Source organism: Streptomyces sp. HUAS MS02 (assembly GCF_055702265.1).
In genome coordinates this window covers 4245094-4261059 of record NZ_CM146747.1, presented here as the reverse complement: position 1 = coordinate 4261059, position 15966 = coordinate 4245094, and the positions used below count along the sequence as shown (strand labels likewise).

The following is a 15966-nucleotide window of genomic DNA, read 5'->3' as shown; positions in this document are numbered from 1 at the left end:
GGCCCCTAACCGGCGTCACGCGAATCTTGTGTCACTTCCACCGCACAGGAAGCGGAGGCAGTAACACCCCCACCTCGCACGGGAGATCGCGATGACCCGCAAGAACCGGATACGCGCCGCCGTCGTCACCGCCACCGCTCTGGTCACCGCCGGCACGGTCACCGCCGGTGTCAGCATGGCCGGGGCCGACGCCGCGCCGAAGAAGACCTCCAAGAAGGAGATCGCGGCGCTGTTCGACGGCTGGAACAAGGCGCTGCGGACCGGTGACTCCAAGAAGGTCGCGGACCGCTACGCGAAGGACGCGGTCCTCCTGCCGACCGTCTCCAACAAGATCCGCACGAACCGCGCCGGCATCGTCGACTACTTCGACCACTTCCTGGAGAACAAGCCGGTCGGCAAGAAGACCAGGACGGTCATCAACGTCCTGGACGCCAACTCGGCCATCGACACCGGCTCGTACTACTTCATCCTCACCGACCCGAAGACCGGCGAGAAGCGGCGCGTCGACGCCCGCTACACCTACGAGTACGAGAAGCGGAACGGCGTGTGGAAGATCGTGAACCACCACTCGTCGGCGATGCCCGAGGGCTGAGCACCCGCCCCCGCGAGCGTGGCCGAGCCCCCCACCCCCCCCCGGCTCAGCCACCCCCGTGGCGCGCGGCGCGCAGCGTGAGCGCGACGCACAACCCGCCCCCGGGCGCGTCCTTGAGGGCCACGGTCCCGTTGTCGTCGGTGACGAGTTGCTTGACGACGGCGAGACCGAGGCCCGACCCCGACCTCCCGGTGAGGCCCTGACCGCGCCAGAAGCGGTCGAAGGCGCGGGACTTCTCGGCGTCCGTCATCCCGGGCCCCTCGTCCAGCACCGACAGCACCACCTCGTCACCCCGGGTCTCCACCGTGACCGTGATCGTCGCACCGTCCGGCGAGACCTCCAGGGCGTTGGAGAGCACGTTGTCCAGGACCTGGTCCAGATGACCGGGGCTGGCCAGCACGAGCGGCCGGCCGTCGGCACTCCCCCTGAGCGTGATGGTGACTCCGCGCTCGTCGGCGGCCGGTCTCCACACGTCCAGACGCTCCTGGATGACGTCCCGCAGGGACAGCGGTTCCGCCGCCGTCACCTTCGCCTCGGCCCGCGCCAGTACCAGCAGACCGCTGACCAGACGGCTCATCCGGACCACCTCGGCCGTCGCCTGCTCCACGTCCTCCCGCACGAACTCGTCGTCCGTGCCGTCCGCGATGTTGTCCAGGGACAGCCGCAACGCCGTGAGGGGGGTGCGGAGTTGGTGGGAGGCGTCGGCGACGAAGATGCGCTGCGAGGCGATCAGCGTGTCCAGCCGTTCGCCCGCCTGGTTCAGCGTGCGCGCCAGGGTCTGTGTCTCCTGGGGGCCCGTCACGGGGGAGCGGGCCGTGAGATCGCCGTCGCTCATCTTGCTGGCCATCTCGTTGAGCTGGCGGAGCGGAGCGGTCAGGCGCCGGGCGGCGAAGACGCCGATGACCGCCGCCGCCAGGAGCACCAGCACGGCCAGCGCCGCCCGGAAGCCCCAGATCTGCCACAGCCGGGACGTGAGGTGGTCGGTCGAGAACATGATCCGGACGGCGCCGACGACCTCGTCCTTCTGGGTATCTCCGTCCGGCGAGCGCTCGAAGGCGGGGACGGTGACCACCAGGTTCTCGCCCCAGATGACGTCCGAGCCCCAGTCGACGGTGCTCTCGCCGCGCTCCAGGGCCTTCTCCAGCGCCGCGTCCGCCGTCGGTTCCCGCAGCCGTTCCGGGGCGCAGCGTTCGGTCGCGGTGACCTCGACCTTCTCCTCGTCGGACGGGTACGCGCCGGCCAGCCGCGCCAGGGCCGCGCAGGAGGCGGTGTCGCCGACGCCCAGCAGCCGGGCCATCGTCCTGGCCTCGCGCCGCACCGCCTCGCTGGTGTCGTCCCGCAGCTGGTCCGTGAGCGTGAACGCCACGGGCACGGTGAACAGGGCGATCGCCACAGCCACGAGGAACACGTAGCTGCGGATGAGCTGACGGATCATGACGCGCCCGGGCCCACACTGCCGTCGGCGCCCGGGCCCTCACCGGCGTCGGCGCCCGCGCCCTCGTCGACGACGAGCCGGAACCCCACGCCCCGCACCGCCTCGATGGTGATCGCCCCGGCGAGCTTGCGCCGCAGCGCGGCCACATGGACGTCGAGCGTCTTGGTCGGGCCGAACCAGTTCGCGTCCCAGACCGCCTCCATGATCTGCTCGCGCGACATCAGGGCGCCCGGCTCCTCGGTGAGGAAGGCGAGGAGGTCGTACTCCTTGGGCGCGAGCGCGACCTCCGTACCGTCGAGATGGACGCGCGCGGCCTTGCGGTCGACGGTGAGGCGGGGGCCGTAGCGGTCGGGGCCGGCGGCGGGTGAGCCGGCGGCGCGCGGCTGCACCCGGCGCATCACCGCCCTTATCCGGGCGATCACCTCGCGCACGCCGAACGGCTTGGAGACGTAGTCGTCGGCGCCGAGCTCCAGCCCGACCACCCGGTCCGTCTCGTCGCTGCGGGCGCTGATCACGATGATCGGCACCTGGCTGCGGTCCCGCAGGGCCTTGCAGACGTCGAGGCCGTCGGTGTCGGGCAGCCCGAGGTCCAGGAGGACGACGTCGTACGGGCCGTCGAACGACAGGGCCGCCCCGCCCGTGTTGACCCACCGCACCTCGAAGCCGTACCGCAGGAGCCCTCGTCGCAGGGACTCGGCGACCGGCTCGTCGTCTTCCACCAGAAGTACGCGCACGGCCATGACCTTAATGCTTGAAAGTTGGGGTTCCTTCGGCGGAAGGACCGCGGTGGGCCGGGGTGTGACTCCAGGCACTTTTCCCCGTCCGTGCCGACTGTTCGGCGACGACCTGGGCAGGGACGTTCCCGGAGCGGTCGAGGCTCCGGACGAGAAGCCGGGTGAAACCGGTGGAAGGCCCGGAGAAAACCCAGGTGATCAAAGGGTGAGCGGGACATCTCACCATGCGGTACCAGGGAAGGGATATTCGGCCGCTCGATAGACTGAGCCGACCGCCGCAGCACGTGTGAGTGCGTGTATGTGCGGATAAGGGACTGAAACGGAGCGAGGAGCGCACGTGGGCCTTGTCGTGCAGAAGTACGGAGGCTCCTCCGTAGCCGATGCCGAGGGCATCAAGCGCGTCGCCAAGCGGATCGTGGAAGCGAAGAAGAACGGCCACCAGGTGGTCGTCGTCGTTTCCGCGATGGGCGACACGACGGACGAGCTGATCGATCTCGCCGAGCAGGTGTCACCGATGCCTGCCGGGCGTGAGTTCGACATGCTGCTGACCGCCGGAGAGCGTATCTCCATGGCACTGCTGGCCATGGCGATCAAAAACCTGGGTCACGAGGCCCAGTCGTTCACCGGCAGCCAGGCAGGCGTCATCACCGACTCGGTCCACAACAAAGCCCGGATCATCGACGTCACGCCCGGCCGCATCCGGACCGCGCTGGACGAGGGCAACATCGCCATCGTCGCCGGCTTCCAGGGTGTCAGCGCGGACAAGAAGGACATCACCACCCTCGGCCGCGGCGGGTCGGACACGACCGCCGTGGCGCTGGCCGCCGCGCTGGAGGCCGAGGTCTGTGAGATCTACACCGACGTCGACGGCGTCTTCACCGCCGACCCGCGGGTCGTGAAGAAGGCGAAGAAGATCGACTGGATCTCCTCCGAGGACATGCTCGAACTGGCCTCGTCCGGTTCGAAGGTGCTGCTCCACCGCTGTGTCGAGTACGCCCGCCGCTACAACATCCCGATCCACGTCCGCTCGTCCTTCTCCGGACTGCCGGGCACCTGGGTCAGCAACGAGAAGCCAGAGTCGCAAGGGGACCACAAGGTGGAGCACGCCATCATCTCCGGAGTCGCCCACGACGTCTCCGAGGCCAAGGTCACGGTCGTCGGCGTCCCGGACAAGCCGGGCGAGGCCGCCGCGATCTTCCGCGCCATCGCGGACGCCGAGGTCAACATCGACATGGTGGTGCAGAACGTCTCCGCCGTGACGACCGGGCTGACGGACATCTCCTTCACCCTCCCCAAGACCGAGGGCCGCAAGGCCATCGACGCGCTGGAGAAGAACAAGGCCGGCATCGGCTTCGACTCGCTGCGCTACGACGACCAGATCGGCAAGATCTCCCTGGTCGGCGCGGGGATGAAGACCAACCCGGGCGTCACCGCCTCCTTCTTCGAGGCGCTGTCCGACGCGGGTGTGAACATCGAGCTGATCTCGACCTCCGAGATCCGCATCTCGGTCGTCACCCGCGCCGACGACGTGCCGGAGGCCGTGCGCGCCGTGCACACCGCCTTCGGGCTCGACTCCGACAGCGACGAGGCCGTCGTCTACGGAGGCACCGGACGATGACGGTCCGTTCGTACCGGGCGTACGACGGCGGTGCCGGCGTGCGTGTCGGTGGCGGACTCCGCGGCGGTGCCCGCGGCGGAGTCCGCAGCGGTCACGGCATCGGTCGCTGATGGCGGTCGATGCCGGGCGCGCCGGCAGGCCGACGCTCGCGGTCGTGGGCGCGACCGGGGCCGTCGGCACCGTCATGCTCCAGATCCTGTCCCACCGTGCGGACATCTGGGGCGAGATCCGTCTGTTCGCCTCCCCGCGCTCGGCCGGCCGCAAGCTGACCGTGCGCGGGGAGCAGGTCGAGGTGACGGCGCTGGTCGAGGGCGCCGAGGAAGCCTTCGACGGGGTCGACATCGCCCTCTTCGACGTTCCGGACGAGGTCGCCGAGCGGTGGGCACCGGTCGCGGCGGCCCGGGGCGCGGTCGTCGTCGACAACTCGGGCGCCTTCCGGATGGACCCGGAGGTGCCCCTCGTCGTCCCCGAGGTCAACGCACACGCCGCCCGGAACCGGCCACGCGGCATCATCGCCAACCCCAACTGCACGACCCTCTCCATGATCGTGGCGCTCGGCGCGCTGCACGCGGAGTTCGGGCTGCGAGCGCTGGTGGCCTCCTCGTACCAGGCGGTCAGCGGCGCGGGCCGGGCCGGCGTGGACACCCTGCGCCAGCAGATCGCCCTGGTCGCCGGTACGGAGCTGGGGACCACCCCCGGTGACGTACGGCGGGCCGTGGGCGACAACACCGGGCCGTTCCCGGAGCCGGTGGCGCTCAACGTGGTGCCGTGGGCCGGGGACCTGCGCGCGGACGGCTGGTCCTCGGAGGAGATGAAGGTGCGGGACGAGTCCCGCAAGATCCTCGGAATGCCGAAGCTGCCGGTCGCCGTGACCTGTGTACGGGTGCCGGTGGTCACCGCGCACTCCCTCACCCTGCACGCCCGCTTCGAGGGCGAGGTCACGGTCGCCAAGGCGCGGGAGATCCTCGCCACGGCCCCCGGGGTCGTCCTCTACGACGATCCGGGCGCGGGGGAGTTCCCCACGCCGGCCGACGTGGTGGGCACGGACCCCACCTGGGTCGGGCGCGTACGCCGGGCCCTGGACGACCCGACGGCCCTGGAACTCTTCGTCTGCGGCGACAACCTGCGCAAGGGCTCCGCCTTGAACGCGGTTCAGGTGGCTGAGCTGGTGGTGAAGGGGGCGTAGTCGCTCTGCTCTGCTCTGCTCTGCGGTGCGGGGCGGTGCGGCGCGTTGGCGGGTGCGGGTGCGTGGGGGTTCTCGCGCAGTTCCCCGCGCCCCTGAAAAGCCGGGGCTGCGCCCCGTGCTCTTCATCCTGCGGCCCGGCCGCCGTCCAGGCCCGCCGGGCCTGATCTTTCAGGGGCGCGGGGCACCGCGCGAGAAGCCCCGCCGGGCCCGCGGTCGCCGACGAACCCGCACTCCCCGCCCCCGCGGCGTCGGCCCTTGTCAGAGGTGGCGTGTAAGTTCTTCGGGTCGGCGGTTCCATGGGCGGACGATTTCCGCCCGTACCGCCGCCGGATTTCCGGGTTGATTCAGGCCTCCCGGTGATCGAGGATTTTTCTCCCCGTCCGCCGCAACCGCGCGGCGTACGGGGAGCGTCTTTACCGGGCGCCCTTCGGCGGGGCTGGGCGCCACCACTTGGGGCATAGGGGAAGAGCTGGTACGCATGAGAGCGTTCGACGCGCTGTCCGGTGTTCGGTGGGTCGTACCGATGGCTGCGCGCTGCGTGCCGACGGACGTGGCCGCCATACCGACCAGCGCCCATGCCATACGGACACGTGTGCGGTCTGACGCAAAAGTGATGCCTGTCTCGTACAACCCCGACGGGGGGATGCGGGTCCAACAGGCGTGGCAGAGGTACTCGATTTCACCGCGGTACAGACGAGGGGCACCGCCCTGCGTCCACCCCGCCGTCCCCGCGTGCCCGGTTCGGCCGGCGGCATGCCGGTGATCGCGCCGATGCCCGCGGCGCGGCCGACCCGCATACCCAGCCAGCGCGACGGCTCGGACGACACGTCGACGGTGCCGGCCTCCGGTACGACGGTCGACCACCTCACCGAGACGTATCGCGCCCACTACCGTTCGCTCCTCGGACTCGCGGCGCTCCTCCTCGACGACACCGCCTCCTGCGAGGACGTCGTCCAGGAGGCGTTCATCCGCGTGCACTCGGCGCGCAAGCGCGTCCGGGACCCGGAGAAGACGCTCGCCTATCTGCGCCAGACGGTCGTGAACCTCTCGCGCTCCGCCCTGCGCCGCCGCATCCTCGGCCTGAAGCTGCTGTCGAAGCCGATGCCCGACATGGCGAGCGCGGAGGAGGGCGCGTACGACCAGCTGGAGCGCGACTCGCTCATCAAAGCGATGAAGGGGCTCCAGCGGCGGCAGCGCGAGGTTCTCGTGCTGCGCTACTTCGCCGACATGACCGAGGCCCAGGTCGCCGAGACGCTCGGCATATCGCTGGGCTCGGTGAAGGCGTACGGCTCCCGGGGCATCGCGGCACTGCGCGTCGCCATGGAGGCGCCCGCATGAGCACGCACGGCAAGGACGACGGACCCGAGGGGCGCGAGGGACTCGACAGGCACGGCGGAGCCGACAGGCACGGCGGGCCGGGCGGTCGGGACGAGCTCGGCGCCAGGAGGCGTGCCTCCTGGGGGCGCCGGGACGAGGACGAACGCGCCGAGGAGCGCGGGGACGAACGCGCGGAGCAGCGCGGGCGGGACGGGCGCGTCGGGGGGCGCGGGCTCGATGAGCACGAAGAAACGCAATCGCACGCTGGGAACGGAACTGTGAATCACGGCCCCGAAGAACAAGGCCCCCACCCCGAGGGCCAGGATCTCGAAGGCCACGCCCCGGAGGACTCGCATGCGGAGGACTCGCGTGCGGACGGCTCGCGTTCGGCCGACCTGAATTCGGCTGACCCGGGTACGGACGACGCGCCCCCGGACGACGCGACCTCGGACGACGCGACCTCGGACGGCTCCGCGCCGGACGGTCCCGCGCTCAACGGCTCGGTGCTCAACGGCTCCGGGGCGAAGGGCCTCGGCGCGTTCGACTCCGACGAGCTGGTGCTGCGTAATCTGCTGCACCAGGCGGTGGCGGAGATCGAGCCCAGGGACGGCACGCTGGAGCATCTGCGGCGGGCGGTACCGGCGCGGCGGACCCGCAAGCGTCAGGCCGTCGTCGGCATGGCCGCCGCCGCGCTCCTCATCGGCACGGCGATCCCGGCCCTGGTGCACGTCTCCAACTCCACCGGCTCCGACGTCAACACCTCCATCATGGGCAACGGCTCGAACAAGCAGGAGACCGAGGGCCAGTCCAAGGGCCAGACGGGCGGGAACGGTTCGTCGGGAGGATCCTCCGGCGGGTCCAAGGAGACCGGCAAGAGCACGGACAAGGACAAGGGCGACAAGGGCAAGGGCCAGAGCAGCGGCTCCACGAGCGGCACGCAGGCGACGCCGACGGCCGCCGCCTCCGCGCTCTGCACGGCGGCCCAGCTCGGCGGGGGCGGGAGCGTGAGCGCACCGGACTCCGGCGGAGCCGTCTACGGCTCGTTCCGCGTCTCCAACATCTCCGGCACGAGCTGTACGGTCACCGGCGGGGGCTCCGTGAGCGCCGTCCCGCAGGGTGCCGCGGACGGTTCGAAGATCACCGTGGCGACCCATGTCGCCGGTGACGCGGCGGCCGGACTGCCCGACCCGTCGCTGTCCCTGACCCAGCTGGTGCTGGAGCCGGGAGCGGCGTACGAGGTGCGGTTCGCCTGGGTGCCGTCCGAGCCCTGTCCGACCACCGGCGGGACGACGGGCGGCGGCACCGGCGGTTCGGATCCGTCACCGGACCCGACGCCCACGGGGGAGGCGAGCCCCGGCACCACCACCGACGGCTCCAACTCCGTCTCCACCCAGCTCTTCACCGAGGACGGCGTCGTCGACGGCAGCGTCCTCGTCTCCCACACCACCGAGGGCGGCATCGCCACCTTCTCGACGGGCATCGGCAATGCCTGCGCGGGCGTGGTCTACCGGACGGGTTTGATGGCAGCGACCTGACGGGCCTGCCGGTGGGTGCGGCAGGGTTTCTCCCGGTGAGGCTCCCGGTGGAACCGGAGAGGCCGGAACCGTGGCGCACCCACGGTCGGGTGAGCCGGTGCGGGAGCCTCCGCCGGTCCTACGGGGCCGGTTCGGCCTCGCGGGAGCGGTTCTCGTCTGCTCGGTCGGCGTGCGGCTCGTCTCGGTTCGTCTCGCCGCCGTCCCGCTCGTCGCCGTCGCCGTGGCCGTCCGGTGCGGCGGTGCCGGGACCGTCTCCGTCTCCCTCCCCGTCCGATTCGGCGGCGTCGGGCAGCAGCCCCAGTTCCGCGTCGCGGACGAACTCGACCTCGCGGCGGATCAGGCGGAACCACATGAACACGACGAAGCCGGCGAAGACGAACCACTCGCCGGTGTAACCGAGGTTCTGGAAGGCCTTGAGGTCGAGCCCGGTGTCCTGCGGCGCCGTCGCCGGGACGGCCTTCATGCCCGAGTCGCCCTTGTCGAGGGTGATCCAGGCGTCGTACAGGTCGTCCGGCACGAGGTTCACCAGCGCCGCCGCGCTGATCGCCGAGGTCTGCCCGGCCGGCAGCCCGCCCTGGACGGGCACGCCGTTCGACCCCGGGGTCTCGGAAGCCTGAAGGGACCCGGTGACGGTGACCTCGCCGGAGGGGGCCGCCGGGGCCCGGTCGGCGTCCGCCGCGCCGGGCAGCCAGCCCCGTACCACCGGCAGGGCCTTGCCCTCGCCGGTGCGCAGCAGGGTCAGGACGTAGAACCCGGTCCGGCCGTCCAGCTCACGGTTGGGCACGAGGAGCTGCTCGCCGTACCGCCCGCTCACGGTCGCCAGTTCGCCGGAGGTCTCCTTGTCCACCGGCAGCAACGCGTCCAGCGGGCGTGCCGGGGCCCGGTCCGCCGGGTCGATCCGCTCGGTCGCCGCGCGATGGTCCTGCATCCGGTCCTCGAACCGGCTCAGCTGCCACGACCCCATGAACACGCAGAACGGGATGGCGAGCAGCACGAAGACGTTGATCCCCCACCATCGGGGCGTCAGCAGGAACCGGTACACGCCTTCCACCGTACGGTGCCCGCGCGGGGCCCCCGGCTCCGGGGTCGCCCCGCCGAGACCGCCGCGACGCCCCCTCAGTACCGCTCGACGAGGTGCTCGCGCCCGGCCGGAGGCTCGTACGGTTCGGGCCAGAAGTCCGTGATCGCGGCTATCCGGCCGTCCTCGTCCCCCGTGAAGAAGGAGATCGCGTACATCTCCTCCGGCCCCACGGTGACATGTATCCAGCTGACGACCTGTTCCGGCTGTTCCGGCTGCCCCGGTGATCCCGGTCGGCGCGGCTCCGCGACGATCCGTTCGATCCGGGCGTGCCAGTCGCCGGGGTACTCCCGGTTGAACTCCACGTACCGCTCGCGGCCGCGGATCCGCTCCCGCGTCTGCGGCAGCTCGTACACGACGTCCTCGGCCAGCGTCTCGGCGAACGCGGCCCAGTCCCGGCCCTCGGCGGTGGCCCAGAACCGCTCGACCGTCCCGCGCAGATCGGCACGCGCGGCCGTCCCCGCAGCGGTCACCGCGGGGGTCCCCGTAGTCGTCCCCGTGTCCGTCCTTCGTGTCGTTGAGGTCATGCGGCGAGTCTGCACCCGGGCACTGACAATCGGCCCGGCCGACCCCGACCCGGGCACTGGTGATCAGCCCGGCCGACCCCGTGGCGGCCGAAGTTATCCACAGGCTGGGGACCTCGTCGGCGCAATGCCGTGCGGTCGGGGCAATATGGGGCCATGACTGAGAGCAACGGGGCCACCCCGCAGCAGCAGCACGGGTCCATGCCCGACTGGGAGAAGAGGTTCCGGGCACCGAGGGTGTCCCTGCCGGACTGGGCGGAGGACGCGCCGCACCGCTCGCTGTTCGTCTCCAACGCCACGGGCACGTACGAGCTGTACGCGTGGGACCGCGTCACCGGCGAGCAGCGCCAGGTCACCGACCGGGCCAACGGTACGACGGACGGTGTGCTCTCGCCGGACGGCGAGTGGATCTGGTGGTTCGACGACAAGGACGGGGACGAGTTCGGCATCTGGCGGCGCCAGCCGTTCCAGGGCGGCCCGGACGAGGAGGGTGCCCCGGGCCTGGAGCCGTCGTACCCGGCGGGCCTGGCCCTCGGCCGGGACGGCCGGACGGCGGTCGTCGGCCGCTCCACCGACGAGGACGGCTCCACGATCCACCTGTCCCGCCAGGGCGAGGCCCCCGTCGAGATCTACCGCCACCGTGAGTCGGCCGGCGTGGGCGACCTCTCGCACGACGGCTCGCTGATCGCGATCGAGCACACCGAGCACGGCGACGCGATGCACTCGGCGCTGCGCGTGGTCCGGCCGGACGGCACGACGGTCGCCGAGCTCGACGACACCAAGGGCGGCACGGTCGAGCTGGGCCTGGAGGTGCTGGGCTTCGCCCCCGTCGTCGGCGACACCCGGCTGCTCATCGGCCACCAGCGGGGCGGCCGTTGGGAGCCGCTCGTCTGGGACGTGGTCTCCGGCGAGGAGACCGACCTCGGTCTCGGCGACCGGCTGGAGGGCGACCTGAGCGCCGAGTGGTATCCGGACGGCTCCGCGCTGCTGGTCGCCCACAGCTTCGAGGCCCGCAGCGAGCTGTTCCGCTACGACCTGGCGACCCGTGTCCTGGAGCGGGTGGACACCCCGCGAGGGACCGTGTCGGGGGCCACGGCCCGCCCCGACGGCAGCGTCGAGTACCTGTGGTCCTCGGCCGCCGAACCGCCGGTCGTCCGCTCCACGACCGGCGAGGTGGTCCTCGATCCGCCGGGCATGAAGTCTCCCGGTTCGGTGCCGGTGGAGGACGTCTGGGTGGACACACCCGGGGGCCGCGTCCACGCCCTCGTCCAGCGCCCGGAGGGCGTGTCCGGCCCTTACCCGACGGTCTTCGACATCCACGGCGGCCCGACCTGGCACGACAGCGACGCCTTCGCGGCGGGCCCGGCCGCCTGGCTCGACCACGGATACGCGGTGATCCGCATCAACTACCGCGGTTCCACCGGGTACGGCCGCGCCTGGACCGACGCCCTCAAGCACCGGGTCGGCCTGATCGAGCTGGAGGACATCGCGGCCGTGCGGGAGTGGGCGGTGGGCTCCGGCTTCGCCGACCCCGACCGTCTCGTCCTCACCGGCGGCTCCTGGGGCGGGTACCTCACCCTCCTGGGCCTCGGCACCGAGCCGGAGGCCTGGACGCTCGGGATCGCCGCGGTCCCCGTCGCGGACTACGTGACCGCGTACCACGACGAGATGGAGGCGCTCAAGGCGATGGACCGCACGCTCCTCGGCGGCACGCCCGAGGAGGTCCCCGAGCGGTTCGAGGCCTCGTCCCCGCTGACCTACGTCGACGCGGTGAAGGCCCCGGTGTACATCTCCGCCGGGGTCAACGACCCCCGCTGCCCCATCCGCCAGATCGACAACTACGTCGACCGCCTCGCCGCCCGCTCCGCCGTCCACGAGGTCTACCGCTACGACGCCGGCCACGGCTCCCTGGTCGTGGACGAACGCATCAAGCAACTCCGCCTGGAACTCGACTTCGCGGCACGCCACCTGGGAGGACGCCCCTGAGCGAGCGCAACACCCCGCGCCCCTTTCGGGGCGCGGGGAACCGCGCGAGAACCCCCACCGGACCCGCGGCGCGAGGCACCGGACGCCGACCGACGACGCGGAACCCCCTCAGGCCGCCACCAGCACGCGCTCGCCCTCCCGCCCCTCCTCCCGGCATCCCTCCGCCGCCGCCAGCAACCGCACGAGCGTGCTCCGCGCCCGCGACACCCGTGACCGCACCGTCCCGACGGGGCACCCGGTCAGCTCCGCCGCGTCCTCGTAGGACAGCCCCAGCATCTGCGTGAGGACGAACGCCTCACGTCGTTCCTCGGGCAGCGCGCCCAGCAGATCGGCGAGCGCGATCCCGTCGTCGAAGCCGGGCAGCCCGCGCGGCTGGGCGTGCTCGACGGCCAGCCGCCAGTCCGGTACGTCGGACAGCCGGGGCCGGGCCGCCGCGTACCGGAAGCTGTCGGTCACCGCCCGGCGGGCGATGGACAGCAGCCACGTACGGGCGGAGCAGCGGCCCTCGAACCGGTGCAGGCTGCCGAGCGCGCGCAGGAACGTGTCCTGTGCGAGGTCGTCCACCGCCTGCGGGTCCGCGCAGAGGTGGGCGACGAACCGCCGGACGTCACGCTGGAGCGCGCCGACGAACCGTTCGACGGCCTCCGGGTCCCCGCCGCGCGCGGCGAGCGCCCAGGCGGTTATGGACTCGTCGGTCGTGGACCGGGAGGCGCGCGGGATCGACGCGGGCGGGGGAGTAAGGGTGATCACCTGATGTCCTTCTCGGGTCGTCCGAAGACCCGGACCATCCGTCGACGCGGGCACGCGGGCACGCGGGCACGCGGGCTGGCAGGCAGGCGTGCGGACGTGTGTGACGCGTGGGGACGCGTGGGAACGCGTTCGGTGGTCCGGAGGGGAGGGAAGCCGGCCGTACGGCACGCGCGTGGGCGGCGTACGGCCGTAGCCCGGGAGCGAGCCGTGGTGGCTGCCCCGGGGCACCGGCTGTCGTCAGCTGACAGCGGTCCCGGCGGGTGGACCCCGAGAGGTGATCGCGTGGACGAGAAGGAGTCGACGAGGCGAGCGGTCCGTACGGCTGCGCCGCAGCCGGGGACGCGGCCGCTCCACCGCGAGGGGCAGCGCGAGGGGCCGCAGCGGTGCGGCCAGTCGGCCGGCCACGGCCCGCAGCAGCGCGAACGCGGCGCGCTCGCCGTGGGCCAGCCAGAGACCGCACAGCAGCGCGGCCAGCAGGTGCGCGGCGAACATGCCGGAGGAGGACGTGTACGCGCCGTCCAGGAGGTAACCGGTGGGGTCCACATGGTCCACGTGGGCGGTCGGGCCCATGTGGACCATGTGATTCATGGCGGCGTGATTCATGTGGGCGGAGCCCACGTCCATGGCGCCGCCGGACAGTGCGCCGACGGACATCGCGTCCGCCTCCGCCGAACCCGACGGCCGCGCCAGCTCGAAGCCCCAGTGGAGGGCCGTCTGCGCGGCGACCACCACGGACGTGATCAGCGGCAGGCCGCGCTCACGTCCGGCCAGGCACCAGCCCGCCGCACCGGTCGCGGCGGCCCCGACGGCCAGGGCCCACCAGGGGACATGAGCCCCCGACATCAACACGTGGCCCAGGGCGGCGAGCAGCACGCAGACGGCCGCGAACATCGCGGCGCGTGTCGTGCGTGTAGCCCACCCTGCGGTCATGGCGCCCCATCCTCGCATCCGGACACCGCCGTCATCCCGTCCCCCTTGAGTACGTTTTTCCACCCGGCGTCGCACTCACACCGGCAACTGTGATCCGGATCACTGGGGAACCGGCGGTGTCGATGAGGCAGTCTTCTGCCTCGTGGGGAGCCCTTCGCAGCACAACAGCCGTACCGGCCCCGGCCGGCAGCCGGGTCCCGCCGACCCCGGCGCGCACATGGTCGTCTGCGGGGACGACGGGCTGGCGCACCGGCTCGCCGCCGAACTGCGCACCGTGTACCGGGAGCAGGTGACCCTCGTCGTGCCGCCCACCGCGCGGATCGCCCAGCGACCGGTCGTCGGGCGCGCCCGCACCGCCGCCGCGCTCTTCGACCGGGTGACGGCGGCCGTCAACAGGGCGGCGGGCAACGGCGATCCACCCACCGGCGACCGGACCGACGACCGTTCCGGGAGCCGTACCGGTGACCGGACCGGCGTGGTCGGCGACCGCACCGGCGGCGGCAGGAACAGCCCACGGGACGGCGGCGAGCGGGTCCTGGAGGCCGCCGAGGCCACCGAGGCCGTGCTCGCCGAGGCCGGGGTGGAACGGGCCGCCGCGCTGGCCCTGGTGTACGACGACGACGAGACCAACATCCGTGCGGCCCTCACCGCCCGCCGCCTCAACCCGCGCCTGCGGCTCGTTCTCAGGCTCTACAACCGCCGGTTGGGCCAGCACATCGAGGAACTCCTGGACCAAGCGTCGGCGTTGGCGACGGGAGGCACGGCCGCCGACGGGGTCGACGGCCTGGGTGCCTCGACGACCGTCCTGTCCGACGCCGACACGGCCGCGCCCGCACTGGCCGCGACCGCCGTGGCCGGGACCAGCAAGGTCGTCCAGACGGACGGACTGATGCTGAGGGCCGTGGAACGCCCGCCGGGTCAAGCGGGCCAGGGCGAGGGAGGCCAGGGTCAGGGAGGGCAGGGCTCGGGAGGACGGGGCACGGGCGGCCTCTGCACCCTCGCGTTGCTGTCGGCCACCACCAACGACCCCGCCGGAACCGAGGGTTCCGAGGGCAGCGGGGAACGCGGCCCCCAACTCCTACCCGACGAGGCGGCGGTGGCGGCGGCCACCGGGCGCGGCACCGTCGTCCTCGACACCGTGCGCTACACGGGGCCCGCGCTGCCGCCCGGCCGGTCCGGCGGCGGTCCGTTCGGCGCCGTCGGCTCGCTGCTCTCGCGGCGGCTGCGGTGGTCCCTCGCGGGGATGATCGGGTGTGTGTTCGCCCTCGCCGTGGCCCAGATGGTGATCACGGGGGAGCATCCGCTCCAGGCGACGTACGCGACGCTGCTCGACCTCTTCGGGATCGCCGACCCCGCGACCGACCAGAGCGACTCCCGCCAGATCCTCCAACTCCTCTCCGGCCTCATGGGCTTACTCCTCCTGCCCGTGCTCCTGGCCGCCGTGCTGGAGGCGCTCGGCACGTTCCGCAGCGGCACCGCCCTGCGCAAGCCGCCGCGCGGCCTGTCCGGACACGTCGTCCTCCTCGGCCTCGGCAAGATCGGCACCCGCGTGCTCGCCAGGCTGCGCGAGCTCCACATCCCGGTGGTCTGCGTCGAGGAGGACCCCGAGGCACGCGGTCTCGCCGAGGCCCGCCGGTTGCGGGTGCCGGTCATCCTGGGCGACGTGACCCAGGAGGGGGTCCTGGAGGCCGCCAAGATCCACCGCGCCCACGCCCTCCTCGCCGTCACCAGCTCCGACACGACGAACCTCGAAGCCGGCCTGTACGCCCGTTCCGTACGCCCCGACCTGCGCGTCGTCCTCCGCCTCTACGACGACGACTTCGCCACGGCCGTCTACCGCACCCTGCGCGCCGCGCACCCCGGCGCCCTCACCCGCAGCCGCAGCGTCACGCACCTGGCCGCGCCCGCGTTCGCCGGCGCGATGATGGGGCGCCAGATCCTGGGCGCGATCCCCGTCGAGCGCCGCGTGCTCCTCTTCGCCGCCGTGGAGGTCCGAGGGCACCGGCGCCTGGAGGGGCGGACGGTCGCGGAGGCGTTCCGGGCGGGGGCGTGGCGGGTGCTGGCCCTCGACACGGCGGCGTCCGGGGAGCCGGGCGCGGAGCGGGGCCCGGGGCCGCCGCCGGGTTCGGGACTGATCTGGGACCTGCCGCCGACGTACGTCCTGCGGGCCGAGGACCGTGTGGTCCTGGCGGCGACGCGACGGGGGTTGGCGGAGTTGTTGGGGAGACGGGCGGGGGAGTAGGCCTGGGCCGCGCGTCGTCTGCGGCCCTGCGGGCCTGAA

13 protein-coding genes are annotated in these 15966 nt (G+C 72.4%); 7 read left to right on the top strand and 6 right to left on the bottom strand.

From position 1 onward, the window contains the following. Positions 1-91 precede the first annotated feature (91 nt). On the top strand, positions 92-592 hold the full coding sequence (locus tag ACZ9QC_RS18255) for an SgcJ/EcaC family oxidoreductase (protein WP_472921079.1): 501 nt from the start codon (positions 92-94) through the stop codon (positions 590-592). 46 nt (positions 593-638) lie between these two features. On the opposite strand, the gene ACZ9QC_RS18250 is transcribed toward ACZ9QC_RS18255, so the two are convergent. After that, positions 639-2027: a HAMP domain-containing sensor histidine kinase gene (locus tag ACZ9QC_RS18250; RefSeq protein WP_472921078.1), complete on the bottom strand. Its 1389-nt coding sequence runs from the start codon at positions 2025-2027 to the stop codon at positions 639-641. Further along, a complete protein-coding gene (locus ACZ9QC_RS18245; RefSeq protein ID WP_472921077.1) occupies positions 2024-2761 on the bottom strand; it encodes a response regulator transcription factor in 738 nt (245 codons plus the stop codon). The genes ACZ9QC_RS18250 and ACZ9QC_RS18245 overlap by 4 nt, the downstream gene beginning before the upstream one ends. Before the next feature lie 337 nt (positions 2762-3098). Between ACZ9QC_RS18245 and ACZ9QC_RS18240 the strand changes: the two genes are divergently transcribed. The 4 genes from ACZ9QC_RS18240 (at position 3099) to ACZ9QC_RS18225 (ending at position 8417) form a co-directional block, all read left to right on the top strand. Then, positions 3099-4379 carry an aspartate kinase gene (locus ACZ9QC_RS18240; protein WP_472921076.1) on the top strand — a complete coding sequence of 427 codons (1281 nt, stop codon included), beginning with the start codon at positions 3099-3101 and terminating at the stop codon, positions 4377-4379. A gap of 109 nt (positions 4380-4488) precedes the next feature. Continuing rightward, positions 4489-5565 carry an aspartate-semialdehyde dehydrogenase gene (locus ACZ9QC_RS18235; protein WP_472921075.1) on the top strand — a complete coding sequence of 359 codons (1077 nt, stop codon included), beginning with the start codon at positions 4489-4491 and terminating at the stop codon, positions 5563-5565. Positions 5566-6225: 660 nt separating this feature from the next. Next, positions 6226-6903, top strand: coding sequence for a SigE family RNA polymerase sigma factor (locus ACZ9QC_RS18230; RefSeq protein ID WP_472921074.1), 678 nt, complete (start codon positions 6226-6228; stop codon positions 6901-6903). Beyond that, positions 6900-8417, top strand: coding sequence for a hypothetical protein (locus tag ACZ9QC_RS18225; RefSeq protein WP_472921073.1), 1518 nt, complete (start codon positions 6900-6902; stop codon positions 8415-8417). Before ACZ9QC_RS18230 ends, ACZ9QC_RS18225 begins: the two co-directional genes overlap by 4 nt. A gap of 118 nt (positions 8418-8535) precedes the next feature. Here ACZ9QC_RS18225 and ACZ9QC_RS18220 read toward each other — a convergent pair whose 3' ends face one another. Further along, complete coding sequence (locus tag ACZ9QC_RS18220) at positions 8536-9459, bottom strand: SURF1 family protein (protein WP_472921072.1); 924 nt, start codon at positions 9457-9459, stop codon at positions 8536-8538. 74 nt (positions 9460-9533) lie between these two features. Then, the gene (locus ACZ9QC_RS18215; protein ID WP_472921071.1) at positions 9534-9968 is read right to left on the bottom strand and encodes a nuclear transport factor 2 family protein; all 435 of its coding nucleotides are present in this window, start codon (positions 9966-9968) and stop codon (positions 9534-9536) included. Positions 9969-10175: 207 nt separating this feature from the next. Between ACZ9QC_RS18215 and ACZ9QC_RS18210 the strand changes: the two genes are divergently transcribed. Beyond that, entirely contained in the window at positions 10176-12005 is a 1830-nt protein-coding gene (locus ACZ9QC_RS18210; protein ID WP_472921070.1) for a S9 family peptidase, read from the top strand. 108 nt (positions 12006-12113) lie between these two features. On the opposite strand, the gene ACZ9QC_RS18205 is transcribed toward ACZ9QC_RS18210, so the two are convergent. Then, positions 12114-12755, bottom strand: a complete 642-nt coding sequence (locus ACZ9QC_RS18205; RefSeq protein ID WP_472921069.1) for a sigma-70 family RNA polymerase sigma factor — start codon at positions 12753-12755, stop codon at positions 12114-12116. A gap of 237 nt (positions 12756-12992) precedes the next feature. Continuing rightward, the gene (locus tag ACZ9QC_RS18200; RefSeq protein ID WP_472921068.1) at positions 12993-13685 is read right to left on the bottom strand and encodes a hypothetical protein; all 693 of its coding nucleotides are present in this window, start codon (positions 13683-13685) and stop codon (positions 12993-12995) included. A gap of 217 nt (positions 13686-13902) precedes the next feature. Between ACZ9QC_RS18200 and ACZ9QC_RS18195 the strand changes: the two genes are divergently transcribed. Further along, complete coding sequence (locus ACZ9QC_RS18195; protein ID WP_472921728.1) at positions 13903-15927, top strand: NAD-binding protein; 2025 nt, start codon at positions 13903-13905, stop codon at positions 15925-15927. Positions 15928-15966 lie beyond the last annotated feature (39 nt).